A 24,783-nucleotide genomic window follows, 5' to 3' on the forward strand; every position below is an offset into this window, starting at 1 on the left:
TACGCTTCCCAATATGTTACAGATAATCAGCTAGTTTTGATTTACAACAATAATGTATGGCAAAACGCAAGACCTGACCCTATTTCCTTTTAATGTAAGGGAGCTCTGCTTAACCCTCACCTGAGTAAATTTGATTTCTCAAAGCGTGATTTTCGGCGCATTTGAATACGCCAATTTACGCTAACAAGAGCGTATACTGGCATCAACAATCTATGAGTCGCTTGTGGAAAGTGTTTGCGAATCAGTAATTTAAACTATTAATAATAAAAAGGAATGTGTTGTAAAATATGGCGTTTGTAATTAAAGATACCAAATTGAATGTGGCTGAAACCGATATTTTCAATGATGAAGCTGGTTATGCTGCATTTCCAACTGCTGAGTCGGTGACTTTTGACCGTGAAAAATTAATTCCAATTGGCTTGTTGTCATTCAATATGTTTGATGCAGGCGTTGACGATAAAACACTCATTGCACTACCTAATCTGCAAGGAATTCCCGATGGCGATTATGGCCCTATCACCTATTCGTATATTGATGAGCAACAAGGCTGGTGCTTAGATGACGAGTACGCCAATGATGATACGCTTGAGGAACAAGACGAGTACTTAGACAACTATCAGCAAGCGCAGGACGAATTTGCTGCCAATCAGTGTTTGATGCGTCGTGGCAAAAAGCTGCCATTAATCACTTTGGGTGGTCAACCTAGATTTGGCCAGAACTGGGCTTCATGTTTATATAATGAACTGGCAAAGAACCCATCGCTGGATCATTACTATGAAGTGACCTGCAGCCTTAATCATCCTGAATTTGAACATATGAGCACTCGCGATATTGTTTATGTGGATGAGAAAGACAATAAAGAATATACCTTCATAGGCAGCTTTAAAGATGAAGCTTACTTGGTTAGAGATAGTGAGTACTTGGGCTTTGCCGGTGAGTTTATGGTGTTTTACCAGCCACAGTTAAAGAAAGTCATGCTCGTTGCTGAATACGATTAACTCGAAGCTATTTAGGCTATATAAAAGGGGAGTACAGTTACTTCTCTGCTGTAAACCTTGTGAGCAGTAAGCTCACAAGGTTACGCGCAATCAGATGTTAGATGTGCGCGCAGCAATGCTTTAGCTTATAAGTCACCAAAGACTTCGAGCCACTCTTCGTCAGTGAGCTCTCTGGGCGGCTTTTTCTCGCCAAAGCCTTTAATGATCCTGCCCCTTAATGGGTTATCGGTAAAAGCGCCATGACCCATGTAAGTGACCGAAGTCGGAATGAATACACTGGTTATAGCATTGTCTGCAAACGCTTCAGAGTCTATGTCAGTTACCGAGTCTGGAATTGTGATGCTTTGAAGTACATTGCCCCTAAATGCGCCTAAGCCGATTTCAGTCACTGAATCTGGAATAGTGATGCTGGCTAACGCATTAAATTGAAACACTCGCTCATTAATTTTAGTCAATGAATTTGGCAGGCTCAGCTGAGTTAATGCATTTTTAGCAAATGCACTCTCTGCAATTTCAGTCACTGAATCTGGAATATCAACGCTGGTAAGTGCGTTTTCAGCAAAGGCCTTGTAACCAATACGAGTCACAGAGCTTGGGATCACTATCTCGGTAAGGGCGTTACGCTGAAAGGCACCTTCGCCAATTTCGGTGACAGTATTAGGGATCACCACGCTGGCTATTGGGTTCTGTGGGACCTCTTCGAATTCTTCGCTTAAGTCCTCAACCTCTGAAAAAGCATAATCCCAGATCTCGGTGACGGGGATCCCGTCAAAATTATCAGGGATGACAATGTGTTTATGCTTGCCCTTGTAAACATCAATCCTGCCTTGTTTTTTATCAAATGAGACGTCATCTAATGTCAGGGTATGTGGCTGGCTCACGGCTAATTCTCTTTTTGTTGTAGTTGTATTAGTTGCAGCTTTAAGTGCGAGGCTTGGGAGGAACTTGGTTTGCTGCGCTGAGCTTTCTATTATAGCAAGCCCAAACAGCGTGGCAAGGATAGCACCAGTTAACATGGGAGGTAAGTTGGTGCTAAAGCGATTAATAATGCTGATATTAAGCAGCTTATATTATGCCTTAATCGTAAGGTAGGTTGCGTATTTTTTTGTGTTTTTTAAATTGAGATGCAACTATGACTCAAATAATAACAAGCTAACTAACGTTAATATGTCATATGAGACCCTTGTCAGTGCGTTATTTTGGCTAGTTATATATCTAGTAATTGAGGTTATACAATCGATAATAGAACAAACTTACTCTAACCCTTCTATATATGATGCGATCTTGTATATCTGTTCATGGTGCAACTTCTCATACACATAAGTGATAACAATCAAATACATAAATCAAGAGCATTAATTTAGTCCAGTGCAGGAGTCAAAATGGTATTGAGCTGCTTCAGTCAAATTGGACATTTTACTACGCGACTTTTCTATACTAAAGGTTATCTGTATTTTCTAAATTAAATTAATATTCTAAGAAGGTTTTGTCCAAAAACTCGCTAGATAACGCTTACTCTTTTGCTCCCAATCCTCCACCAACAAAAAAGCAGCCACTGGCTGCTTTTGTTCAATATCATCAATGATGCTACTTGATCGCGTGCGTAATAAAACGGCGCACATCATCGTTATCGGTTGGATTAACAAATGATGGCGTGATCTTAATTGGTGGGTTAAATATCCCCTTCTCCACCAAACGATTAATTTGCGGTAAATGCATCAGCGCGGTTTTACCGCAAAGTAGATTCAAGAACCCTTCTTGCTCTTCATAGGCGTGCAACACTTCGTGGAATCCACGCAAATACAAGTAATCTTTAGTAAAGCCACCGCCACGATAAACACGCGCGGTAATGGTGAAAGCGAGGTTCTTCTCTACCCCGAGTTGCTCTTTAAGCATCATAAACGTGGTGCGGAAGGACTTGTCTTTGATCATCGATTCAACGGCCAGCACACGCAGTGCAAGAATTTTGAGTCGCTTAATCGTCAGATGGCCTGCCAAATATTCACTTAAGATCGCCATGCCTTCTTGAGTCATGGTGTTGACTGGGCAACCGAGTGACAAAACATGGAATGGCTGATTCATTGCGTTGATGGTGGTCGCAAGGTGCACACCCAATTCATGGTGCGCAAGAGCATGTGCTTCAATCTCTGGCACACTTGCCGCACTGTTGATCTTAACGGTGGTTTTGTTCACCAACGCATTGGCGATCATGTCGTCGTCAATCACCAAATCGTATTGGTAGTCTTCCTGTTTGGCGAATTCAGCCATGATGGCTTGAATACCTTGAGCATCGATCAGCTTTTGATCATCTTCATCTGAGTCCGGTAAGTGAAGGATAAAGGTCGCGTTGCGAATATCCTTCTCCGTTGGTTCACCGAAGTAACGTAAAGAGTTATAGAGAAAGTCTTGCGTGCCAATGGTTTGCAACTGATCGATTTTATCAACATAAGAAAGAATGACATCTTCATAAATTCTATGCAGATCCGCATCTTCTACCGACTCAAGCGGTAAATTGAACAGTTGGCGCTTTAACTGAAACGGGTTGTGAATGTTCTCTTTGTAGCTAAATTCAGGCTCAATAGAAAAGTGACGTTTAAAGAACTCGCTTTTCTGTTGATTATAATTGGTCGGCCCAACCGCACTGAGGATTTCAATTCCATTGACCAACTCAAACAAGGATTTATCCAGTGCTTTAGCATGGCGAAGTTCGCTGTTATGTCGCGCTGTAAATTCATGATTATTCAAACGGCTTACCTCTTTCAACATTCCCTATCCTCTTTGCTTTGTCCTTTGAACTGACACCAAGATTGCTTGCGAATCCATCGCGCATCGCTATAGGCACAATGAGCATTGCGAAACGCTCTCATGCACCTTGCTTGCTGCCTCTCTCGAATATGCGCTGCTTTAATAAAGGCAACAATTATTGATAAGTGCCTCATTCTCACTTAATGAGAAGAACAAGTGCATTGGTGGGAATTCAAACAACCGCAATACTCAAGTGCATAAAGGCATAAACGGAATTACGCTGTACGTAGCATCGAGTGACGACTGCGGTTATAATCGCTGCGTTTTCATCTGGGATAAAAAAATGATTTCTAAAAACCAACTAAAACTGCTGCGTGCTTTAGGCCAAAAGAAACAGCGTAAAGCACTCGGCTTATTCCTAGTTCAGGGTGAAAAAAACGTACTTGAACTGGCAAGTAGTACGTTAACGGTAAAACACGTTTTCGCAACCGCCGACTTTTTGGAGCAGAATCAAGCGACGCTTGAGCGCTTTGAATGCATCGAAGCATCGCTGGATGACCTAACCAAAGCGAGCACCTTGGTGAGCAATAACGCGGCGATTGCCGTGGTTGAGATCCCAACCTTTGAGGCGCCCGTTGCCCAAGGCATGATGATTGCGCTCGATGGCGTTCAAGATCCGGGTAACCTTGGTACGATTATTCGCGTCGCCGATTGGTATGGCATTAAGCACATTGTCGCCAGCCAAGATTGTGCTGACCCATACAACCCAAAAACCATCAGTGCCACCATGGGCAGCTTTGGCCGTGTGCAAGTACACCAATTGGATCTGCCTAACTATCTTGAGCAAGCGAATCTACCGGTTTACGGCGCGTTCCTTGAAGGTGAAAGCGTACATAAAACTGAATTTGCGGCTGAAGGTATTTTGTTGATGGGCAGTGAATCTCACGGCATTCGCGCGCAAGCAGCCGCGTTTGTGACCGATAAAATCACCATTCCAGCATTTGGTGGTGCAGAGTCACTCAACGTTGCGATGGCAACAGGCATCATACTCGATAATATGCGTCGTCAGCACAGCTAATTCAGCGCTTGCGGAAGCGCTTCGAAAATTAAGCGCGACATAGCGAACAATAAAAAAAGCGTAACGACTGATTCAATCGTTACGCTTTTTTAATTCTACCTATTGGTGTTACTGCCTAATCTGGTCTTAACGCTCTAACTTGTCGAGTTTATTTGGCACGCCATTCCACTGCTCGGCATCATCCATAGCAGGCTTAACTTCTGTTTGTACTGGCCAGATCTCAGCCAATTCCGCATTGAGCTCAATGAACACTTGTTGGTCGTCAGTAAGCTCATCTTCTTGAAAGATCGCCTGCGCTGCACATTCGTCCACGCATAAGCCGCAATCTATACACTCAATCGGGTTGATCACCATAAAATTTGGCCCTTCATGGAAGGCATCGGCTGGGCATACCGCGACACAGTCAGTGTATTTACATTGGATACAGTTATCCGTTACGACAAACGCCATGACAATCAACTCTTAATTTGATCAAAAATAAGATGGGGATAATACTCATCCCAAATCAAAATTCAACATTATGCGCGGTTAATCTTCGGCAAAATGCTCTCCTATTCCTGATTTAGTATGACAGACAATTCAATTTCTCGTAAAATGCGCGCCATTGTGAGCGAGTCAACCGTCCTCAAACGACTGAGTGATGGCAAAGCTGGCTAAGACACCTACTGCAACATAAGTAACGAGATATCACTATGATACGTTTAACTGAAATTAAACTGCCTCTAAATCATGAGGAAGGCGCGATCTTAGACGCCATTACTAAAAAACTTGGCATCGCTGCTGACCAAGTTCTTTCTTTTAATCTGTTTAAACGTGGCTACGATGCTCGTAAAAAAGCCAACATCCAACTGATCTACACACTTGATGTTGAAGTGGCAAACCAAGCTGAAATGCTTGAAGCTTTTATTAGCGATCCGCATGTCAAAGAAACGCCAGACATGGAATACAAATTTGTGGCTCAAGCACCAGCAAACCAAACTGAACGCCCTGTGGTGATCGGTTTTGGCCCATGTGGTCTGTTTGCGGGTCTAGTTTTGGCACAAATGGGCTTCAACCCAATCATTGTTGAGCGTGGTAAAGAAGTTCGCGAACGTACTAAAGATACGTTTGGTTTCTGGCGTAAGCGTGCGCTAAACCCTGAATCAAACGTGCAGTTTGGTGAAGGTGGCGCGGGTACTTTCTCTGATGGCAAACTTTACAGCCAAATCAAAGATCCAAATTTCTACGGCCGCAAAGTAACCACTGAATTCGTTGCTGCGGGCGCTCCAGAAGAGATCATGTACGTGAGCAAACCGCACATCGGTACGTTCAAGCTTGTAACGATGATCGAAAAAATGCGTGCAAAAATCATCGAACTAGGCGGCGAGATCCGCTTTAGTACTCGTGTTGACGATATCCATATGGAAGACGGTCAAATCACCGGTGTAACGCTTTCAAATGGCGAAGAAATCAAATCTCGCTATGTTGTATTGTCTGTTGGTCACTCTGCACGTGATACGTTTGAAATGCTGAATGAGCGCGGCGTTTACATGGAAGCAAAACCATTCTCGGTTGGTTTCCGTATTGAGCACAAGCAATCAATGATTGATGAAGCGCGTTTTGGCAAAAACGCCGGTCACCCAATCCTTGGCGCAGCTGATTACAAGCTGGTTCACCACTGTAAAAATGGCCGCACGGTTTACAGCTTCTGTATGTGCCCAGGCGGTACTGTGGTTGCGGCAACATCAGAAGAAGGTCGTGTTGTGACTAACGGTATGAGTCAATACTCTCGTGCTGAGCGCAACGCAAACAGTGCTATCGTGGTCGGTATCGACCCTGAGCGCGATTACCCAGGTGACGCACTCGCTGGTATTCGTCTGCAACGTGAACTTGAGTCTGGCGCTTACGTGTTAGGCGGCGAGAACTACGATGCACCAGCACAAAAAATTGGTGACTTCCTGAAAGGTCGCGATCCAAGTGCTATTGGCGATGTAGAACCATCATTCACGCCGGGTATCAAGCTAACCGATATTTCTAAAGCGCTACCCGATTTTGCAATTGAAGCGATCCGTGAAGCAATCCCTGCCTTTGATAAGAAAATCAAAGGTTTTGCCTCTGAAGATGGCCTGCTAACGGGTGTTGAAACTCGTACCTCTTCTCCAGTGTGCATCAAGCGTGGTAAAGATTACCAAAGCATCAACCTTAAAGGCTTCTACCCTGCGGGTGAAGGTGCTGGTTATGCGGGCGGTATCCTATCTGCTGGTATTGATGGTATCAAGGTCGCTGAAGCCGTGGCTCTTGCTATGGTTGCAGACGCAGAAAACCGCTAATCACTGTGCTTTGCGCACCGAAATAGCGATTAGTTTAGAGCCAGTCAGCACGTGTTGACTGGCTTTTTTATTGGATGTCTTTATCCCGGTTTAATACCAAATACCCAACGGACTATCATCCAACCATAGAAATTTCATTTCGACCAATGTTAAACCTCTAAAGTCATGCTATTCTACGCCACCGAATTTGACCGATAACGTGTCGATTCCGCTGTAGTGATCTTATTTATCCTTAACCACGTAATGCCATGAATCGCTTAAAAACTTTCCTTCACTTGTTAAAATCCTCTCCAACAGACTCGATGGCTTTATCAAGGCTTGAACAGTTAAATGCAATGATTGAATCCTATCCAGATTCGGCGAGTGCCTACTATCAACGCGGGATTTTATTGGCGGGCGATTATATGCTACCCGCTCAAGTTCATGGCAGAAGCGAGCAGAACGACGTTCCACAAGCGATTGACGATTTTAATACCGCGATTGACTTAGATCCCAGCTTGGTTGACGCCTATTACCAACTCGCAAACCTCTATTTTGCACTCAATATCGATGACCGTACTGCACAAGAACTGCTGGAGAAGGCATTGAATCTCGCTCCGAATAACATCGATTGCTTACTGCTGTACGCCGATCTTATTTGCTGCGAAGGTGTCAATGCGTACGCTATCGAAATATTGGATCGCGTCATCAGTGAGGACCCAAGTGCCAAACACTTTTTCTACAAAGCGAGAACCTTGATGGACAACGGTGAGATCGCGTGGAACGCCGACAACTTTGTGCAAGGCGGCAACTTATTCCAAGCTGCGATTGAGATTTTTCAGCAAGTCACTCTCATGGAAGATAATGACCTATATTTCCCTGAAGCTCAGGAATACATTAACCATTGTCAGCACGTTTTAAGCAGTCACATTTGCCATTGATGGCTTGTGTTATCCATGAGCTCAATGGAACTCAAACTACCGCTAAGTTCGCTGAGCAAATAATTATCACGCAACCAAACATCTCATACCAAGTTCGGTATATAATACCGCGCGCTATTTGAGGCAAGCTCAAACTTCAGATCGCAGCACCATTGCAACATCATTCAGCATGACCAATAAAATTAGAAGGTAATTATGGCCGTTTTAGACATTCTCACTGCCCCAGATCCAAGACTTAAAATCCCAGCAACAAAAGTGAGTGATATTGAATCAGTCCAAACGCTTATTGATGATATGTTGGATACCCTTTACGCAACGGATAACGGTATTGGCTTGGCATCAACGCAAGTCGGTAGCAAAGAAGCGATCATCATTATCGATCTATCAGAAGAACGTAATGACCCTCTTATTCTGATTAACCCTGAAGTCGTGAGTGGCTCAGACAAAGCAATGGGTCAAGAAGGCTGCTTGTCAGTACCTGAGTACTATGCTGATGTAGAGCGTTACACTTCTGTGGTTGTAACTGGACTCGATCGCCAAGGTAACCCTGTTACTATCGAAAACGATGAGTTTCTTGCCATTGCACTGCAACATGAGATCGACCATCTAGCAGGTAACCTTTTCATTGATTATCTTTCGCCACTTAAGCGCAATATGGCACTGAAAAAAGTGAAAAAGCACCTAAAGCAAACCGCATAATTATTGATGCGTGAGCGCGGCGTGACAAGATAACTAATCAGGTTGAGTCTACGCCGCCTATTCTAAATTTCTCCTATTTTTCCACCCATCGATATTTAATAACCTCCCTCACTATCGGTAAAAATATGAACTAAAACGGGTTTTTACGTCATGATTTGAGGTACTTTACTCTGCTTATTTCCCTGATAGATTCGTCTAGCAACTCAGCACATCTTGATAAGAAACCAAACACCATGTTTAGTAAGCTGCATTTTTATTGGCAACAACGCAAAGTGCTCTATAGTGGCAAAGAAGACATTACCCCTGCTCTAGGGCAAAAACTCTTTGCCAAGCTCAATACGGGCTATTACAGCGCGGATGAAGAAGCACTGATCCTGCGGCTGCTGATCAAAAAATCTTTCCTCAATAAACGTCATGGTCAGTATGAATTCAGCAAAAAAGTGCCTGCTTACGTTGCCAATGAAATACCGCGACAAATGCGCAATTTATGGACGGGTTTAGCGACGCTAATCATCCTCTATGCCAGTCATGGATTAATCAATGGTGAGATTTACATTCCGGGTAAACGCAGTGACGGGATCACTTTTTCCGGTGCGACTGTCGTGCTGGTATTCGCCGCTTGCTTCTGCCTTGCGCTAGCGCTGTTGGTGACCGTTATTGATCATTACGATAAACGGGACAACGAATATCTCTATAACATTGCAGAGAAACTGTTGTGGGCCATGAGTTGTGGCTTATTTACTTGGGCGTGTGTTTGGGATTGGGCACAACATGCGACCCTACTTGGCTGAGACGCCGACTATTCATCATGAAAAAGAGCCTTTAATGCACACCCACAAATATCTGAAATGCTGTTTAATGAGTATTAGCATCCTGCTGAGCAGTGCGGCTTATGCGGATAATATGGCAAACACGTCCACTCAAGATGAGGGAGCGCCAAATCTTCCTCCGCCTGTCGCTTGGTACGATCAAAATGGTCAGCAAGTATCACAACAACGGCTCGAAAAAATCACCACTGAGTGTCAGTTAGATAACGCTGCTGATGACATTGCCAATGCCACCAGCGAAACGTTTGAAAAGGCCTATCAAGGTTTTTTACACGCTGTCGATTGTTTTAATCAATACCATTTCACAAGCAAACCACTCTCGCCTTCCTCAAGCGATGAATGACGTGAAACATTTTGAATTAAAACCGTCAACCTAAGCACGGTTCTTTACCCCTTCGCTTGCATCGATAGCGTGATGGTTGTGCCTTCTCCACCTTGCAAGTCCAGCTTGATATCACCTTGTTGCGCCTGAGCGCATAGCTTAGCCGAATACGCACCAATACCTGTACCACCTTGCTTTCCTGACGTCACAAACTTATCGAAGAATCGCTCACGAATTTCCTCAGGCACCTCGCCATCATTATGCACGGTGATCAGCAACTCTTGTTCGATCTTACTGGCTTGAATGGTAATGGCAGAAGATGCTGGAGCGGCATCAATGGCATTGGAAAATAGATTACAGAACATAGTGTAGCTAAGTAGCTCATCCCCCGTGTAACTCAGCGCGGGATCGACATCGAGGCTAAATCGCACTTGCTTTTGCTCAGCTTGCGCTTGGTAATTATCGATCACTTTCTGCATCACACTCTGAGCAGACACTGACGTTAATGATTGAGAATATTGCCCTTGCTCTAATTGCTTCAGCAATCGATAGCTATCAATCATCTGCGCCAGCATCATGGTGTTGCTTTTCACCATCTGAATATCTTGGTCTTCCGTTTTGATCTGTTCCAGCGTGGTTTGAATCGCCGTTAATGGATTTTTCAGATCATGGATGAACATTTGGTCGGCTTGATCTTGATCTCGCGATGACTCAATCAACTGATCGATCTGTTTAACCAGCTTTTCTCTTTGAATCACGGCGTTAATGTGTGTTTCTACCCGCGCTAATACGATTTCAGGGATCACCGGCTTCATGATGTAATCCAGCGCCCCTAATTTAAGCCCTTTCACCACATCGTCCGTTTGCGATAATGCCGACACAAAGATGATCGGAATAAACTCCGTATCAGGATCTGATTTAAGCGCCTTACACACTGCCAAACCATCCATTTCAGGCATCATTATATCGAGTAGAATCAAGTCTGGTTTATCAGCTTTGCTACAAATATCAATCGCTTGTGCACCACTGCGGCAGGCTTTGATTTTATAAATCGGCTTCAGCAGTTCGCCAAGCACTTGTAAGTTCGAAGGCTCATCATCGACCACCAAAATCGTACGTTTCACCTCAACATCAAGCTGCAGATCTTTATCGCTTGAACGATTAGATGAATGACTTCGGATTGGTGACACAAACGCTTTATGAACTCTTTCGCTCAAGGTGACTTTGGAAAAAGGCTTAACTAAATACTCAGAAACTCCCGCTTCAATGGCTTCCACTACGTCACTTTGATGTAAGTTACCAGTCAGCATGATAAATGGCACACTCTTGTGTGCTTTGGATTGACGAACTTTTTTCAGTAACTCTAAGCCGGTCATTTTCGGCATTTTCCAATCCGAGACAATGATATCAACCGAATTACGCTCTAAACTCTGCCACGCTTCACGCCCATCACGCGCTTGATATATGGTCTTAAAACCAAGTTGCTCAAAAGCCCCACATAGCGTGCGAGTAATGGCTTCAAAATCATCGACGATAAGAACCGACATCCCTTTATAGGGTGAGTCATAAGCAACCCGCTTAAAACTGTCCATGCTATGCTCCTCCATGTAAAAGCGTTGTGTTGTTTGAGGCGTCTTTGTAAGTTTCGGCAATATCACGGATATGCTCTGCAATATCGATGAAGACATCGACTAGCAGAGGTTCAAAGTGCGACCCTTTGTTTTCCAAAATAATTTGCAGCGATTTTTCGTGACTAAAGGCTGGCTTGTATACTCTTGCAGAGATCAGCGCGTCGTAGACATCTGCCAGTGCCATGATTCTTGCCGAGAGCGGGATCTCTTCACCAACAAGCCCTTCGGGATAACCGCTGCCATCCCATTTTTCATGATGGGAATAGGTAATCTCTTTGGCAAATTCAAGAAAGTTGTCTGCAAACCCCAATGAGCCTTCCGCCGCTTCCACTGCATCACGCCCATAAGCCGCATGCAGCTTCATCTGTTCAAACTCTTGCTCGGTTAATTTGCCCGGCTTGAGTAGGATGCTGTCAACGACACCCACTTTGCCAATATCATGCAGTGGGGCTGATTTAGCCATCGCCGCGATGACATCGGGCGTTAAGTAGTCACGATATTTATCATGATTTGCCAGCTCTTGTGCCAACACTTCCACGTACTTTTGTGTTCGGCGAATGTGGTTGCCAGTCTCTGGATCTCGCGACTCCGCCAGCGCCCCCATCGCCACCAGCACCACGTTTTGCATATCATCAAGCTGCTGGGTACGCTGTTTAACTTTGTGCTCTAAAATTTCGTTTTGCTGAGCGAGTTGATCTCGCGCTGATTTGAGCAGCAAATGGTTTTTCACCCGCACTTTTAAGATGGCAGGGCTGATCGGTTTAGTGATGTAATCCACCGCGCCAAGAGAGAGGCCTTTTCTCTCGTCATCTTCTTGAGACTTTGCGGTAAGAAAAATCACCGGTATATCTTTTGTCTCCGGAGATGCTTTCAATTGGCGGCACATTTCGTAACCATCCACCTCCGGCATCATGACATCAAGCAAAATTAAATCCGGCTTACGTTTGTCAATAATTTTCATCGCCATTGGCGCACTGAGCGCCGCCTGAACCAAATACTCTTCTGACAACACACCTTTGACGACCTCAATATTAATCGGGGTATCATCCACCGCCAATATGATCGCTCTGTTATTTGTATCCATACTCGCATCTCTCTTATCTATGCGTTCACTTGTGCTTTATTTATCTTCAACACTGTTGGTAAATTGATGATTCAGCCCTAGTTCCGTTCAATCCATTTCTTGTTTAAGTTGCTTAATGATTTCAGCTCCTTTATCAAAATCGTAACTGCTTAATGGCTCCCGTAATTGTTCTAGGCGAGCTTTTAGCCAGTCATCAATATCGCTCTCCAATACCTCATCAAGGCTATCAACCACCGTTGAATCAAATAGGTCTATCTTCTCCTTCATTGTGTTCAACCATTCGCTAAGATCAGGCTGTACAGACTGAGCTGATGGCGGTTGTGATGAAGACGGTAATGAAGACAATGCTTGTTCCATTTGTTGAATAAATTCTTCTAACAACGGCAGTGCCGCATCAAAGTCATAATTCGAAATCGCAGTTGAGATTTGATTGGCTAAACTCTTATCGAGCTTATCGCCGACAGATAGAAGCATCTCTTCAAAGGTATCAACCGCGGCGCTGTCAAAGTCATCGAGTTGCTGGCTAAGTTGGTGTGCCAGCTCTCTAAATCGATCGGCATCAATTACTGTCACTTCTTTAGCACTATTGGCTTCGCTCTTTGCTAACGCGCTTGCAATGGCCTGAATCATTTTTTCGACCAAGGATGCGACTTCCGCGAGCATTTGCTGTTCCACAGAGCCTAATTCACATCGCGATTGGGTTTGCTGTTCTGCCAAAGCATGCTCGAGTTTCTCAGCAGGGGCTCGCAGATAATTCGCACCGATATTGCCAGCGATCCCTTTGAGGGAATGGACTGCAATGACGGCAGTGTTGATGTCTTGTTGCGCTATCGCTTCGTTAACTCTTGCCACTACATCCGCTTCGCTATGCATCACGTTCGCCAGCGTCTTTTTGTAGGCTTTAAGATTGCCCCCCATCCGAGCGATTGCTCCCTCTGTATCAAAATCTTCTATTTCGATGGTGAGGGCTTCATCTTCAATCATGACCGAAACGGATTCTCCGGTCGGTTCAATCCAATCCACCAGCGCTTGAAATACTTGGTTAGGATTGATCGGCTTAGGCAAGTGATCATTCATCCCCGCCGCTAGGCATTTTTCCTTATCGCCCGACATTGCATTGGCAGTCATGGCGATAATCGGCAGATCATCATATTGGCCTGTATTACGAATCACTTGGGTGGCTTGATAGCCATCCATTACCGGCATTTGAATATCCATCAATACCAAGTCAAAATCTTGCGAGCCAACCAAATCTACGGCCTCTTGACCATTGTTGGCGGTGGTGACATCCATCCCGACCATTTGCAGTAGCTCAGTGGCGATTTCTTGGTTAATCGCATTATCTTCCACCAAAAGAATGCGCGCTCCCGCAATGCCTTGCGCGATTGAGGTATCCAGCTTATTACTGGTGTTGGTCTTGTTCGTGATCCCCTCTTTGGTCATTACTCTTGATAGGGTATCGAGTAAGGTTGAAGAGCTGACTGGTTTGGTCATCGATGCAACAATGTTCACCCCTTGGCGATTCGCCAGCATGTCATCCTTGTCATAAGCCGTCACCATGACAAAATGAGGCAGCGTTGCTATCTCTTTGCTTTGGTGTATCAATTCAATTTGCTGTCCAAGCGCAATACCATCCATCTGTGGCATCTTCCAATCAGACAAAATGACATCAAAGTGCTGTTCATTATTCTCGGCATGACGAATTTTCTCTAGTGCTTCTGCGCCAGAGCTGGCGACATCGGCGTTAAACTTCAGGCTCTGACATAAGCTGAATAGGATTTCACGGGCAGCAACACTGTCGTCGACAATCAGTATCGACACTTCTTTCATACTTTCAGGCGCTAAAACGGGCTGCTGTGGAATCTCGCTCGATAGACCAAATTGCGCGGTAAAGAAGAAGGTACTGCCTTGGCCACTTTCGCTTTCAACCCAAATCGAACCTTCCATCATTTCAGCCAACGTTTTACTGATCGTCAGGCCTAGCCCCGTCCCACCATACTTGCGCGTGGTTGACGCATCGGCTTGACTGAATGATTGGAATAAGCGCGCCATTTGCTCTTCTGTCATACCGATGCCGGTGTCACTGACGGAAAAACGCGCCTCTAGCTTGTCATCGCTTTGCTCTATGAGCTCCGCTTTGACAATTATTTCCCCTTGGTCGGTAAACTTGATCGCATTGTTGGCAAGATTTAGTAGGATTTGCCCTAAACGTAGTGGATCACCAATTAGATGGGTCGGAAGTTGCGGGTCGAGATCGACCAACAGTTCCAGATCTTTCTCCTGAGTTCGCTGCGATACCACTTGAACTAGGTTGTCTATGGTGCTTTCTAAATCAAACTCCGTCTGCTCTAGATCCAGCTTACCTGCTTCTATTTTTGAGAAATCGAGAATGTCATTAATGATGCCTAATAGTGACTCGGCTGAAGTTTGGATCTTATTAACATAGTCGGATTGTTTTTTATTTAGATCCGTTTGCATCGCCAAGTAACTCATACCTATGATGGCATTCATTGGCGTGCGGATTTCATGGCTCATGTTAGCCAGAAAATCACTCTTCGCTTGAGTGGCTTCCTCGGCTTTTTGTTTCGCGAGCATGAGTTCACGTTCAGCTTCTTTTCGCTCCGTTGCGTCACGAACGATACCAGTAAACAACTGCTCTCCGGTTAAACCCGCTTCACTCACTGCAACTTCTAAGTTAATTTCTTGCCCCGTTTTTCGGTAACCAATAAGCTCAATTAATGGGCTACCTTCGATCTCACCTTTATTGATTAATTCCTGATAAACAAGATGATAAGGACGAGACATCAAGGTTTCGACTAAGGTGGATGTTTCGAGTATTTCTGCAGCTTGATAGCCAAAAATCGACTCTGCAGCAGGACTAAACTCGACGATAACGCCCTGCGCATTGACGACAATGATGCCATCTGAAGCATTATCGATAATAGCGCGTGTGCGAGCTGCATTAATTTTCAACTCATACGTCCGTTCAATCACCTGTGTTTCTAATTCAGCTTGTGAGCGTGCTAATGCTCTGGTTGCACGAGTCCCTAGCCTCAAGGTAAATAAGCTCGTGCCCATCATTAGCACCAGAGCAACACCCAATATCGACCATACTGTGAACTTAAAGGTGCGCAATAAGGCGAACGCTTCGCCGCTATCCATCTCAGCGGCAATACCTAAATTTAATGTGCTATCCCACACCCAATTTCCGACGACCGGCACACCACGATAATCTTTATAACCCGACAAGTTACGACCAGATTTTCTTTCACTGATGTTGCTCGCCATATAGGTCAACGGCCAACTCGGATCCGCTTCTACTTGACGTTTGGATATGTCAGAACCTGGATTGGCAATTCGCATGTTGAGTGATGAACGTTGCTCATCGGCTAACAAACCAATTTGCTTGAGTTGATCTTCAAAACGAACATTCGACAGCAACAAACCAGAGCGGTCGAGTGCATAGGTTTCTCCACTTTTGCCAATAAATCCAGCGGATAGAACCGATGAAAATACGCCTTCAAAGTTAACCCGTTTGGTTAAAATCGCAATCACCTCACCCGCACTGTTCTCAATGGGTGCGGCGAAAAACATCGTTGGCGGATTGCGTTCTCCACCTTGAGTTTCCAGTACTACATCAGACTCGATCGGCGGAACGAAAACACCCTTCCCATTCAGCACTTCTTGCATAAGATCCGGTCGTTCTTGCTGGATAAGATTAAGACTACCGATGTTGGTATCACGGCGCGATGAAAGGCTGATCATATCGGGAGATATAATAAAGAAACCAAACGAACCTGAGATCCCAGAATGGCCTTCAATAAACTCTCTTATCTGTGGCTGTAGAGGCGAGTTTTTTAAGGCTTGGGGAGTTCTGGCGACCTCAAGCAACTCTTCGGTCAAGCTAACTAACTGAGGATTGCGCCCCAATTGCTTGAGGTTATCGAGCTCTAAATCGACCCAACCGACAATGCGTTTGTGCGCAGATGCAAGTAAGGTAGATAAACTATCGTTGATAGACTCGACACTTTGCCGCTCAGCATAGCGAGTGACGTTAACCGCGGTGGCAATTAAAGCCACGCATAAGCCCACTTGTACGATAAGGATAGAGCGCTTGAAGCTAACACTACTGAATTTTTTCGCCAACTCTTTATCGCTTGCTTTGAATACCCGTGAAATCATTAACATCAGCAGAATAAGCAAAACAAACACAGCGATAATCACATACTGTAAGGTTTGATTAAGGTTTACACCCCCATCAGTAAATGCAGGTAGTGGTTGTTGCTGTTTATACCAGTCGTTCTTAGTCAAAATCAGATTTCGCAGATCGAGAGTATCAAGCCCTTTCTGCATTATCGAACCCAGCAAAGGCACTTGATTACTTGTCCAGATATGCAATGACGAAGGAGTAACTACGTCTTCATTGATTGAATGTAGCCCTGAGATTTGGTTTTGCACCAACCAGTTGTTAACGACTGTCTCAGCATCCAACACCGCATCAGCACGGCCATCCAATACGGCATGGATGGCTTCATCGATGCCTGATGTCTCTAGTACCTTTATTTTTGGGTAGAGCTTTTTAACCTTGTCTATCGTGGTATAGCCAGCAGAAATGGCGACAGTGGCCTCGGCAAGATCGGCAGCTACACGAAATTGTTCATCTTGGTCTTTAACAAAGAACAGCTCGCGCACTAAAAAATAAGGCGTGGAAAACTGTCCAAATTGCAGTCGGGATTCGTTTTTATATGCATGAGGTAATAGATCAATTTCGCCATTTTCAAATTGACGCAGCAGATCGCCCCACTCCCCTTCAACGATTTCAATCTTAAGTCCAGTTTTGGCAACAATTTGATTAACGATTTCACCTGACAACCCACCAATTTTTCCCGCCTCATCGCGATATAACATTGGTGGCCAGTGTTCAATACCCACTTTCACAACACGTTCATTCATCCACTGTCGCTCATCGTCACTTAATGCTAAAGCGCCTGTGGTTTGACTTTGTGTTGCTCGTTGTTCGATATGTTGAGCCAGCTTGATCAATGCCGACATATATTGATTTTTATAGTCGTGATACTGCTCTTGGTTAATCAGATCCATGGCCGCGCGGCGCTGATCTTCTTGGACTAAATCGATGGCCTGCATGTCAAGTACCGCAAGTTCAAAATGGGCACTTTCCATTTGTTTAACCAAGGTTAAATCGGTATTCGCTTGGCTCGCCAATAGCGCATTAATTAACTCAGTGAGACGAGGTTCATTTTCTAGGTAGCGATCAAGCCACTTTTCATCACCAGAAAAAGCATAACTCAATACCGATGAAGTCAGAACTTCATCAAGATATTTCAACTCAACGGCGATATTTTTGGCTTGAGATTGGGTTAACTGACCTTGTAAAGAAGGGGGTAAGCCATCTAGATTGGCTGAGGCTATAAAAGGAGAAAGGAAAAGAAGAGGATATAACAACGTGACACAAAATTTAGCTATAACTCTGAGCAATAATTGCCGCACCAAACCCAATCCTAAACTTATCATTTGCATTTCCTTGCATATACTACGATAGATTTAACGTAGGATAGCCGTGTGGATTCAGCAAGTTATTGGCCAGAATAGTTTTATACTTTGTGTGGCTAAGCGTTATTTGCTTTCTTTACTGTGAGCTCAGTTAAACTTTAGTGCTAAAAGTTAATTCATTACAGTTAATATGGTTACTGCTTACACGATCCGAATAACGAACGGCAGGTCACTGTGTTCAAGCAATAGAAAAGCAGCCCGTAGGCTGCTTTCTCGTTTTATTTTTTCGCAGGGCGGCTTGGGCGGCTCACTTGCGTTTTGGCACGAGCACCTTGCTCACCTGCCGCTTTTTTCGGCTTACGGCGACTAGGGTTGTTGCTGCGGCCTTTTGGTGCGCTTACACGCTCTTCGTGACGCTTAACTGCGCGACGAATCTTCTGGCTACGTGAACGCTCACGACTACGTGATGTGGAATCCTTGCTTTCGTCTAGCATGGTTTCACGTTCTGGTTTTAACTCAACCAGTTCACGCAAGTAGTTAACGTCTTTCAGTTGCAGTTCCATCCAACCACCACGAGGCAGTTTCTTATCTAAGTAGATGTCACCGTAACGAACACGTTTCAAGCGGCTTACTGTTGTCTCTTGTGATTCCCACAAACGACGAACTTCGCGGTTACGACCTTCGTTGATCGCGACATAGAACGTGTGGTTCATGCCTTCACCACCTGCGTACACGATGTCTTCAAAACGAGCCATGCCGTCTTCAAGTTGTACGCCGCGTACTAGGTTTTTCACTTTCTGTTCGTTTACTTCACCAAATACACGTACTAGGTATTCACGTTCTACTTGGCGGCTTGGGTGCATTAGGCGGTTAGCCAACTCACCATCGGTAGTAAATAGCAGTAGGCCAGATGTGTTCGCATCTAGACGACCAACAGAAATCCAACGAGACCCACGGATTTTAGGTAGACGGTCAAATACTGTACGACGACCTTCTGGATCGTGACGAGTACACAATTCACCTTCAGGCTTGTAGTAAGCCAATACACGACAGACCACTTCTTCATCTGCTTTAACAGACACAGTGTGTCCATCAATACGAACGATTGCAGTTTCATCTTCTAGGCGCTCACCTAGTTTTGCCACCATGCCGTTCACACTCACGCGTCCTGCTTTAATCAACGTCTCTAATTCACGTCGAGAGCCATGACCCGCTCGAGCCAATACTTTCTGAAGTTTTTCGTTCATCTAACTACCTATGTGTCGTCTTCGCAGACGTCGAATGAAATATGCGACCTAAATTCGCGGTCGCATAATATATCAAATATTAGCGGTGAAGACAGCTAATTTTGTGATCTCAGCACACCGATTGTTGGTTATTCAAATGGGGCTGGATCGCCCGCACCTAAACGCACCAACTCGGCTTCACCTTCACTAAAGTCAATCACAGTGGTTGGTTGTTCACCAAGATAACCACCATTTAAAATCACATCCACTGCATGTTCTAGCTTATCGCGGATATCTTCTGGATCCGATTCAGTCACTTCGTTGCCCGGCAGAATCAACGATGTTGACATCATCGGTTCACCTAGTGCTTCCAATAAATCTAGTGCAATGCGGTTGTCTGGTACACGAATACCTATGGTTTTACGTTTGGCATTCATTAGACGACGTGGCACTTCTTTGGTTCCTTTAAAGATAAAGGTGTAAGGCCCCGGCGTATTGTTTTTTAGCAAACGAAACGCGGCGTTATCAACACGCGCGTACAATGAAATCTCAGATAAATCACGACACAATAACGTAAAATTATGCTTATCGTTAAGACGACGGATCTGACAAATGCGCTCTAGCGCTTGCTTGTTTTCTAGCTGGCAGCCAAGTGCGTAACCAGAATCTGTTGGGTAAACAACGACTCCACCGTTACGAATGATTGCTACCGCTTGAGTGATCAAGCGAGCCTGCGGGTTTTCAGGATGCACGTAAAAAAACTGGCTCATGGTAATTCCTCATTAATCGAGCTTTATTCGCTCTCAGGAGTATCGGAATATGAAGGCTCGATACCCCAATCTTTCCAAACTGGTTCAACGCCGGATGGCAACCAGAGGTTACGTCCCAGTTCCATCCATGGTGACGGATAGTGAAAGTCGCTGCCTTGGGACGCTAATAGGTTGTATTGTATCGCATAATCCGCCAAGTTGCGTCTTTCTTGTTGTGCTTGTTGTGGCTGAGCAACTTCCATTGCATCACCGTTCGCTTCAACAAACGCTGCCAGTAGACGCTTTATCCACTTCGCCGTCAAACCATAACGCGCTGGGTGAGCAAGTACCGCCTTACCACCAGCGGCATGAATCGCCGCCACCGCTTCCGACATTGAGCACCAATTTGGTGGCACATAACCGGGATTATTACGCGTTAAATATTTTTTAAACACTTGCTGCATCGTCTTAGCATAGCCATTGGCGACCAGCCATGCTGCAAAATGTGCACGGGTTAATGGCGCACCATCGGCAATCGCTCTCACTTCTTCGAGCACGCCTTCTCGGGTGGCTTTTTCCAGACGAGCAGCCATGAGTTCTGCACGAACTTCACGACGCTGCTTTTGCTCGGTGATCAAGCTTTGTAGTGCTGGATGTTCTGGATCTAAATTCAGCCCAACGATATGAATGTCTTTATTTTCCCATACCGTCGAAATCTCAATGCCATTGATAATGTGCAAATCAATATTGTTATCAGCAACATATTGCTTGGCTGGCGCAAGTCCATTCACGGTATCGTGATCGGTAATCGCCAGTACTTTTACATCAAAACCTACCGCGCGATCGACTAAGTCTTGGGGGCTAAATCTGCCATCTGAAGCCGTGGTATGGCTGTGTAGGTCTATTTTCATATCTATTTCTTTGTACCAATTATTTTGTTCATTCTCGGCTGCATATCTTCACCCACCACACTTAAATTCATGGTTAAAAACACGTTCTATGAGTCAATGACGTCTGAGGTGACTGGGCTTGTTAACCGTTATTCGGCGCAACTCAATAAAAAGATATTGATTAGTGTAGGTCGAAAGGTTGACACCAAGTTAAAATACTAGTTAACTAGTACGCAATTACAGGCGAGAATGTGAAGACAGGCTATGTTACAAGAATTTAACCAAAAGCAGAAAACAAAAGTGACTTTGCACTCACCTAAGCGTGAGCAAGTAGAGTTATCTTGGTGGCGCACTTGGAATAGTTCTTGGTGGGCTAGCGTGTATTTCTAAACTATCGACAGATTGAAAAAGAAGTCACTCGTAAAGCCCGCTAAGTTAGCGGGCTTTTTGTTTTGTTGTGCAGCTCACACCCAACTGTTTAAAGAATAAACAAATAACTGCCATCGCAGTTTGGGAGAACGTTTGCTTTGTGCGAGACTGTACGACAGGAAGGATACCGATAATAAAAAGGAGGTCTTGTGAACAAGGCCATTAAAATTAACGCACTGGCTAGTGTCGATGTGATCCATACTCAAGTACCGTATGCTCAAGACCCAACACGTCTTTTCCATACTTTGTGCGAAAACAAGACCGACAGCTTGTTACTTGAGTCTGCTGAAATCGATTCGAAGCAGAATCTAAAAAGCCTACTGATCGTGGACTCTGCGGTACGCATTGTTTGTTACGGCCATCAAGTCACGATGACGGCACTCACCGACAACGGCCAAGCACTCCTTCGTCATCTCGTCAAAAATATCGCGCCGAGTATTGAGTTTGAGCTACTCGATAACTGCTTAACACTGACTTATTCTGAACCCAATAATCAACTAGACGAAGATTCTCGCTTACGTGAAGCCTCATCATTTGATGCACTGCGCTTGATCCAACATAGCTTTTATCTCGCTAATCACGATAAATATGCGCTGTTTTTGGGTGGTTTATTTGCCTATGACTTAGTGGCAAACTTTGAACCACTTGGCGATGCCCAAGCCACCAATCAATGCCCTGATTACGTTTTCTACGTGGCTGAAACACTCTTAATTGTCGATCACCAAGAACAAACCTGCTTATTACAAGCCACTCGTTTTGATTCGTCTAGCAGCTCGGCAACCATCGAAAAACGCTTAGTGGAAATTGCGTATGCATGTGGCGATCCGAAAACGCTACCAATGGCAACGCAACTTGACGAGGTCACGGTAACCCCGAGCGTGTCCGATCAAGATTTTTGCCAAACAGTGCGAGACTTAAAACAGTTCGTCATTAAAGGTGACGTTTTTCAAGTAGTGCCGTCACGCCGTTTTACTCTGCCATGCCCTTCTCCATTAGCCGCTTATAAAGAGCTTAAATTAAGTAACCCGAGCCCTTACATGTTCTACATGCAAGATGAGCTATTTACTCTGTTTGGTGCTTCTCCAGAAAGCGCGTTGAAGTATGAAACTGACACCAACCAAGTTGAGATTTACCCGATTGCAGGCACTCGACGCCGTGGTAAGCGTGCTAACGGTGAGATTGATTTCGATCTCGATAGCCGTATTGAACTAGAGCTACGTACTGACGGCAAAGAAAATGCGGAACATATGATGCTGGTTGACTTGGCACGTAATGATGTTGCTCGTATTGCCGAAGCGGGTACCCGCCATGTCGCCGACCTTCTCAAGGTCGATCGCTACAGCCATGTGATGCACCTTGTCTCGCGTGTTGTTGGTCAATTACGCAATGATCTAGACGCGTTACATGCTTATCAAGCGTGTATGAATATGGGCACGTTAACGGGTGCGCCAAAGATTCGGGCAATGCAGCTGATTCGCGATGTTGAGCAAGCAAGACGTGGCAGTTACGGTGGCGCTGTCGGCTACTTAACAGGTGAAGGCACGTTAGATACTTGTATCGTGATTCGTTCAGCGTATGTCGAAAACGGCATTGCTCAAGTGCAAGCTGGCGCAGGTGTGGTGTTTGACTCGGAACCACAAGCGGAAGCCGATGAGACTCGAGGTAAAGCACAAGCGGTTATCTCAGCGATTCAAGCCGCCCATCAGCGTCATCCTCAAGACCATTCTCACAACGGGTAAGGGAGCAAGATTATCATGGCAAACATCGTCTTTATCGATAACTTCGATTCATTTACCTACAACTTGGTTGATCAGTTTCGCACGCTTGGTCACCACGTGACCATCTATCGCAACCACATTGCTGCAGCCACGATTGAACAGGCTATCGAACAATTAGACAACCCGGTAGTACTACTATCACCGGGCCCTGGTGAACCCTCGCAAGCGGGCTGCATGCCCGAGCTAATCTTACGCCTAAAAGGCAAAGTGCCAATGATTGGCATTTGTCTTGGTCATCAAGCGATTGTTGAAGCTTATGGCGGCAAAGTCTCTGGCGCAGGTGATATTGTGCATGGCAAGGTATCAATGATGGCGCATCAAAATCACGCCATTTATGCCAACCTACCGTCACCACTTGCCATCGCGCGCTACCACTCGTTGGTCGCTAGCCATGTTTCAGCAGAGCTAACGGTGACCGCAGAGGTAGATGATCTAGTGATGTCAGTGGTTCAAGAACAAGACAAGGTGTGTGGCTTTCAATTTCACCCAGAGTCCATTATGACCACCTACGGGGCGACATTACTCGCCAATGCCATTGAATGGGCGTTAGAGCGAAGCAAAGGATAAGGAATATAATCATGGAACAGATTATTAATAAGCTTTACGAGCAACAAGCATTAACCGAGCAAGAGAGCCAAGCGCTTTTCGACATCATCATTCGTGGTGAACTCGATCCTGTACTGATGGCCTCCGCGCTAACCGCGTTAAAGATCAAAGGCGAAACGCCAGCCGAAATTGCCGGCGCCGCAAAAGCCTTACTCGCGAATGCGAACGCCTTCCCTCGCCCTGATTATGATTTTGCGGATATCGTTGGTACTGGTGGCGATGGGCACGATACCATCAACATCTCGACCACCGCCGCCTTTGTTGCTGCCGCTTGTGGCTTAAAAATCGCCAAACATGGTAACCGCAGCGTATCGAGTAAATCTGGCTCTTCAGACTTGCTTGATTCATTCGGCATTAATCTCGCCATGAGCGCACAAGACACGCGAGACGCCGTCGATGAACTTGGCGTCGCCTTTCTGTTTGCGCCGCAATATCACGGTGGTGTTCGCCATGCGATGCCGGTGCGCCAAACCATGAAAACCCGCACCATTTTCAATATTCTCGGTCCTCTGATTAACCCAGCACGACCTAATATCGAATTAATGGGCGTATACAGCGAAGAGCTCGTACGTCCTATTGCTGAAACAATGTTAAAAATGGGCATGAAACGCGCTGCGGTCGTGCATGGCAGCGGTTTAGATGAAGTGGCGATTCATGGCGAAACCACTATTGCTGAAATCAAAGATGGTCAAATCCACGAATACACCTTAACGCCGGAAGATTTTGGTGTTACTCGCTTTCCACTAGAGGCGATCAAAGGCGGCGATCCGCAAGAAAACAAAGCCATCATCACCAATATTTTGACTGGCAAAGGCACTGAAGCACAGCTGGGCGCGGTCGCGGTAAACGTAGCTCTACTCATGCGCTTGTTCGGTCATGAAGATTTAAAAGCCAATACACAACAAGCCATTGAGGCCATGAATTCAGGTAAAGCGTATCAGTTAGTTGAACAACTGGCAGCGCGTGGATAATTAAGGGATC

20 protein-coding genes and 1 other annotated feature are annotated in these 24,783 nt (G+C 45.2%); of the genes, 11 read left to right on the plus strand and 9 right to left on the minus strand.

What is annotated here, in order from left to right; translation table 11 throughout:
* Positions 1-287: 287 nt before the first annotated feature.
* Positions 288-998: a hypothetical protein gene (locus tag RH86_RS15040; RefSeq protein WP_009386955.1), complete on the plus strand. Its 711-nt coding sequence runs from the start codon at positions 288-290 to the stop codon at positions 996-998.
* Positions 999-1,123: 125 nt separating this feature from the next.
* Here RH86_RS15040 and RH86_RS15045 read toward each other — a convergent pair whose 3' ends face one another.
* Positions 1,124-2,014 (minus strand): leucine-rich repeat domain-containing protein, encoded by an 891-nt coding sequence (locus RH86_RS15045; protein ID WP_009386956.1) that lies wholly within the window; start codon positions 2,012-2,014, stop codon positions 1,124-1,126.
* A gap of 571 nt (positions 2,015-2,585) precedes the next feature.
* On the minus strand, positions 2,586-3,764 hold the full coding sequence (locus RH86_RS15050) for a flavohemoglobin expression-modulating QEGLA motif protein (protein ID WP_009386957.1): 1,179 nt from the start codon (positions 3,762-3,764) through the stop codon (positions 2,586-2,588).
* 322 nt (positions 3,765-4,086) lie between these two features.
* On the opposite strand from RH86_RS15050, the gene RH86_RS15055 reads away from it, so the two are divergent.
* Positions 4,087-4,821, plus strand: coding sequence for an RNA methyltransferase (locus RH86_RS15055; protein ID WP_005596536.1), 735 nt, complete (start codon positions 4,087-4,089; stop codon positions 4,819-4,821).
* 126 nt (positions 4,822-4,947) lie between these two features.
* Here RH86_RS15055 and fdxA read toward each other — a convergent pair whose 3' ends face one another.
* Complete coding sequence (fdxA, locus tag RH86_RS15060) at positions 4,948-5,271, minus strand: ferredoxin FdxA (protein ID WP_005596535.1); 324 nt, start codon at positions 5,269-5,271, stop codon at positions 4,948-4,950.
* 242 nt (positions 5,272-5,513) lie between these two features.
* On the opposite strand from fdxA, the gene RH86_RS15065 reads away from it, so the two are divergent.
* The 5 genes from RH86_RS15065 (at position 5,514) to RH86_RS15085 (ending at position 9,919) form a co-directional block, all read left to right on the plus strand.
* On the plus strand, positions 5,514-7,130 hold the full coding sequence (locus RH86_RS15065; protein WP_009386958.1) for an NAD(P)/FAD-dependent oxidoreductase: 1,617 nt from the start codon (positions 5,514-5,516) through the stop codon (positions 7,128-7,130).
* A 302-nt stretch (positions 7,131-7,432) separates the two neighbouring features.
* A complete protein-coding gene (locus RH86_RS15070) occupies positions 7,433-8,050 on the plus strand; it encodes a tetratricopeptide repeat protein (protein ID WP_223296352.1) in 618 nt (205 codons plus the stop codon).
* 195 nt (positions 8,051-8,245) lie between these two features.
* Positions 8,246-8,749, plus strand: coding sequence for a peptide deformylase (gene def / locus RH86_RS15075; protein WP_009386960.1), 504 nt, complete (start codon positions 8,246-8,248; stop codon positions 8,747-8,749).
* Positions 8,750-8,982: 233 nt separating this feature from the next.
* Positions 8,983-9,540 carry a hypothetical protein gene (locus tag RH86_RS15080; RefSeq protein WP_009386961.1) on the plus strand — a complete coding sequence of 186 codons (558 nt, stop codon included), beginning with the start codon at positions 8,983-8,985 and terminating at the stop codon, positions 9,538-9,540.
* 67 nt (positions 9,541-9,607) lie between these two features.
* Positions 9,608-9,919 (plus strand): hypothetical protein, encoded by a 312-nt coding sequence (locus tag RH86_RS15085; protein ID WP_223296353.1) that lies wholly within the window; start codon positions 9,608-9,610, stop codon positions 9,917-9,919.
* 44 nt (positions 9,920-9,963) lie between these two features.
* On the opposite strand, the gene RH86_RS15090 is transcribed toward RH86_RS15085, so the two are convergent.
* The 6 genes from RH86_RS15090 to rnm form a co-directional block, all read right to left on the minus strand.
* A complete protein-coding gene (locus tag RH86_RS15090; protein ID WP_009386964.1) occupies positions 9,964-11,490 on the minus strand; it encodes a response regulator in 1,527 nt (508 codons plus the stop codon).
* Between the two features lies 1 nt (position 11,491).
* Positions 11,492-12,613: a two-component system response regulator gene (locus RH86_RS15095; RefSeq protein ID WP_009386965.1), complete on the minus strand. Its 1,122-nt coding sequence runs from the start codon at positions 12,611-12,613 to the stop codon at positions 11,492-11,494.
* An 87-nt stretch (positions 12,614-12,700) separates the two neighbouring features.
* Positions 12,701-18,145 carry a response regulator gene (locus RH86_RS15100; RefSeq protein WP_009386966.1) on the minus strand — a complete coding sequence of 1,815 codons (5,445 nt, stop codon included), beginning with the start codon at positions 18,143-18,145 and terminating at the stop codon, positions 12,701-12,703.
* Positions 18,146-18,402: 257 nt separating this feature from the next.
* Positions 18,403-19,371: a 23S rRNA pseudouridine(2605) synthase RluB gene (gene rluB, locus RH86_RS15105; protein ID WP_005596522.1), complete on the minus strand. Its 969-nt coding sequence runs from the start codon at positions 19,369-19,371 to the stop codon at positions 18,403-18,405.
* Positions 19,372-19,499: 128 nt separating this feature from the next.
* Entirely contained in the window at positions 19,500-20,120 is a 621-nt protein-coding gene (locus RH86_RS15110) for an L-threonylcarbamoyladenylate synthase (RefSeq protein ID WP_005596520.1), read from the minus strand.
* Positions 20,121-20,143: 23 nt separating this feature from the next.
* A complete protein-coding gene (gene rnm / locus RH86_RS15115) occupies positions 20,144-21,010 on the minus strand; it encodes an RNase RNM (RefSeq protein ID WP_009386967.1) in 867 nt (288 codons plus the stop codon).
* Between the two features lie 243 nt (positions 21,011-21,253).
* Between rnm and RH86_RS20195 the strand changes: the two genes are divergently transcribed.
* The 4 genes from RH86_RS20195 (at position 21,254) to trpD (ending at position 24,773) form a co-directional block, all read left to right on the plus strand.
* Positions 21,254-21,379: a hypothetical protein gene (locus RH86_RS20195; RefSeq protein WP_009386968.1), complete on the plus strand. Its 126-nt coding sequence runs from the start codon at positions 21,254-21,256 to the stop codon at positions 21,377-21,379.
* Positions 21,326-21,441 (plus strand) — a sequence feature (Trp leader region). Its footprint overlaps the gene before it by 54 nt.
* A gap of 126 nt (positions 21,442-21,567) precedes the next feature.
* Entirely contained in the window at positions 21,568-23,157 is a 1,590-nt protein-coding gene (locus RH86_RS15120; RefSeq protein ID WP_009386969.1) for an anthranilate synthase component 1, read from the plus strand.
* A 15-nt stretch (positions 23,158-23,172) separates the two neighbouring features.
* Complete coding sequence (locus RH86_RS15125) at positions 23,173-23,763, plus strand: aminodeoxychorismate/anthranilate synthase component II (protein ID WP_005596516.1); 591 nt, start codon at positions 23,173-23,175, stop codon at positions 23,761-23,763.
* A gap of 11 nt (positions 23,764-23,774) precedes the next feature.
* Entirely contained in the window at positions 23,775-24,773 is a 999-nt protein-coding gene (trpD, locus tag RH86_RS15130; RefSeq protein ID WP_009386970.1) for an anthranilate phosphoribosyltransferase, read from the plus strand.
* Positions 24,774-24,783 lie beyond the last annotated feature (10 nt).

Source organism: Vibrio sp. N418 (genome assembly GCF_000222565.1).
In the GTDB taxonomy this organism is placed as follows: domain Bacteria; phylum Pseudomonadota; class Gammaproteobacteria; order Enterobacterales; family Vibrionaceae; genus Vibrio; species Vibrio scophthalmi.

Bases quoted from the DNA above. Each gene is read 5' to 3' on its own strand.
- RH86_RS15040 (WP_009386955.1), top strand. From the start codon at position 288: ATGGCGTTTGTAATTAAAGATACCAAATTGAATGTGGCTGAAACCGAT.
- RH86_RS15045 (WP_009386956.1), bottom strand. From the start codon at position 2,014: ATGTTAACTGGTGCTATCCTTGCCACGCTGTTTGGGCTTGCTATAATA.
- RH86_RS15050 (WP_009386957.1), bottom strand. From the start codon at position 3,764: ATGTTGAAAGAGGTAAGCCGTTTGAATAATCATGAATTTACAGCGCGA.
- RH86_RS15055 (WP_005596536.1), top strand. From the start codon at position 4,087: ATGATTTCTAAAAACCAACTAAAACTGCTGCGTGCTTTAGGCCAAAAG.
- fdxA (WP_005596535.1), bottom strand. From the start codon at position 5,271: ATGGCGTTTGTCGTAACGGATAACTGTATCCAATGTAAATACACTGAC.
- RH86_RS15065 (WP_009386958.1), top strand. From the start codon at position 5,514: ATGATACGTTTAACTGAAATTAAACTGCCTCTAAATCATGAGGAAGGC.
- RH86_RS15070 (WP_223296352.1), top strand. From the start codon at position 7,433: ATGGCTTTATCAAGGCTTGAACAGTTAAATGCAATGATTGAATCCTAT.
- def (WP_009386960.1), top strand. From the start codon at position 8,246: ATGGCCGTTTTAGACATTCTCACTGCCCCAGATCCAAGACTTAAAATC.
- RH86_RS15080 (WP_009386961.1), top strand. From the start codon at position 8,983: ATGTTTAGTAAGCTGCATTTTTATTGGCAACAACGCAAAGTGCTCTAT.
- RH86_RS15085 (WP_223296353.1), top strand. From the start codon at position 9,608: ATGAGTATTAGCATCCTGCTGAGCAGTGCGGCTTATGCGGATAATATG.
- RH86_RS15090 (WP_009386964.1), bottom strand. From the start codon at position 11,490: ATGGACAGTTTTAAGCGGGTTGCTTATGACTCACCCTATAAAGGGATG.
- RH86_RS15095 (WP_009386965.1), bottom strand. From the start codon at position 12,613: ATGGATACAAATAACAGAGCGATCATATTGGCGGTGGATGATACCCCG.
- RH86_RS15100 (WP_009386966.1), bottom strand. From the start codon at position 18,145: ATGATAAGTTTAGGATTGGGTTTGGTGCGGCAATTATTGCTCAGAGTT.
- rluB (WP_005596522.1), bottom strand. From the start codon at position 19,371: ATGAACGAAAAACTTCAGAAAGTATTGGCTCGAGCGGGTCATGGCTCT.
- RH86_RS15110 (WP_005596520.1), bottom strand. From the start codon at position 20,120: ATGAGCCAGTTTTTTTACGTGCATCCTGAAAACCCGCAGGCTCGCTTG.
- rnm (WP_009386967.1), bottom strand. From the start codon at position 21,010: ATGAAAATAGACCTACACAGCCATACCACGGCTTCAGATGGCAGATTT.
- RH86_RS20195 (WP_009386968.1), top strand. From the start codon at position 21,254: ATGTTACAAGAATTTAACCAAAAGCAGAAAACAAAAGTGACTTTGCAC.
- RH86_RS15125 (WP_005596516.1), top strand. From the start codon at position 23,173: ATGGCAAACATCGTCTTTATCGATAACTTCGATTCATTTACCTACAAC.
- trpD (WP_009386970.1), top strand. From the start codon at position 23,775: ATGGAACAGATTATTAATAAGCTTTACGAGCAACAAGCATTAACCGAG.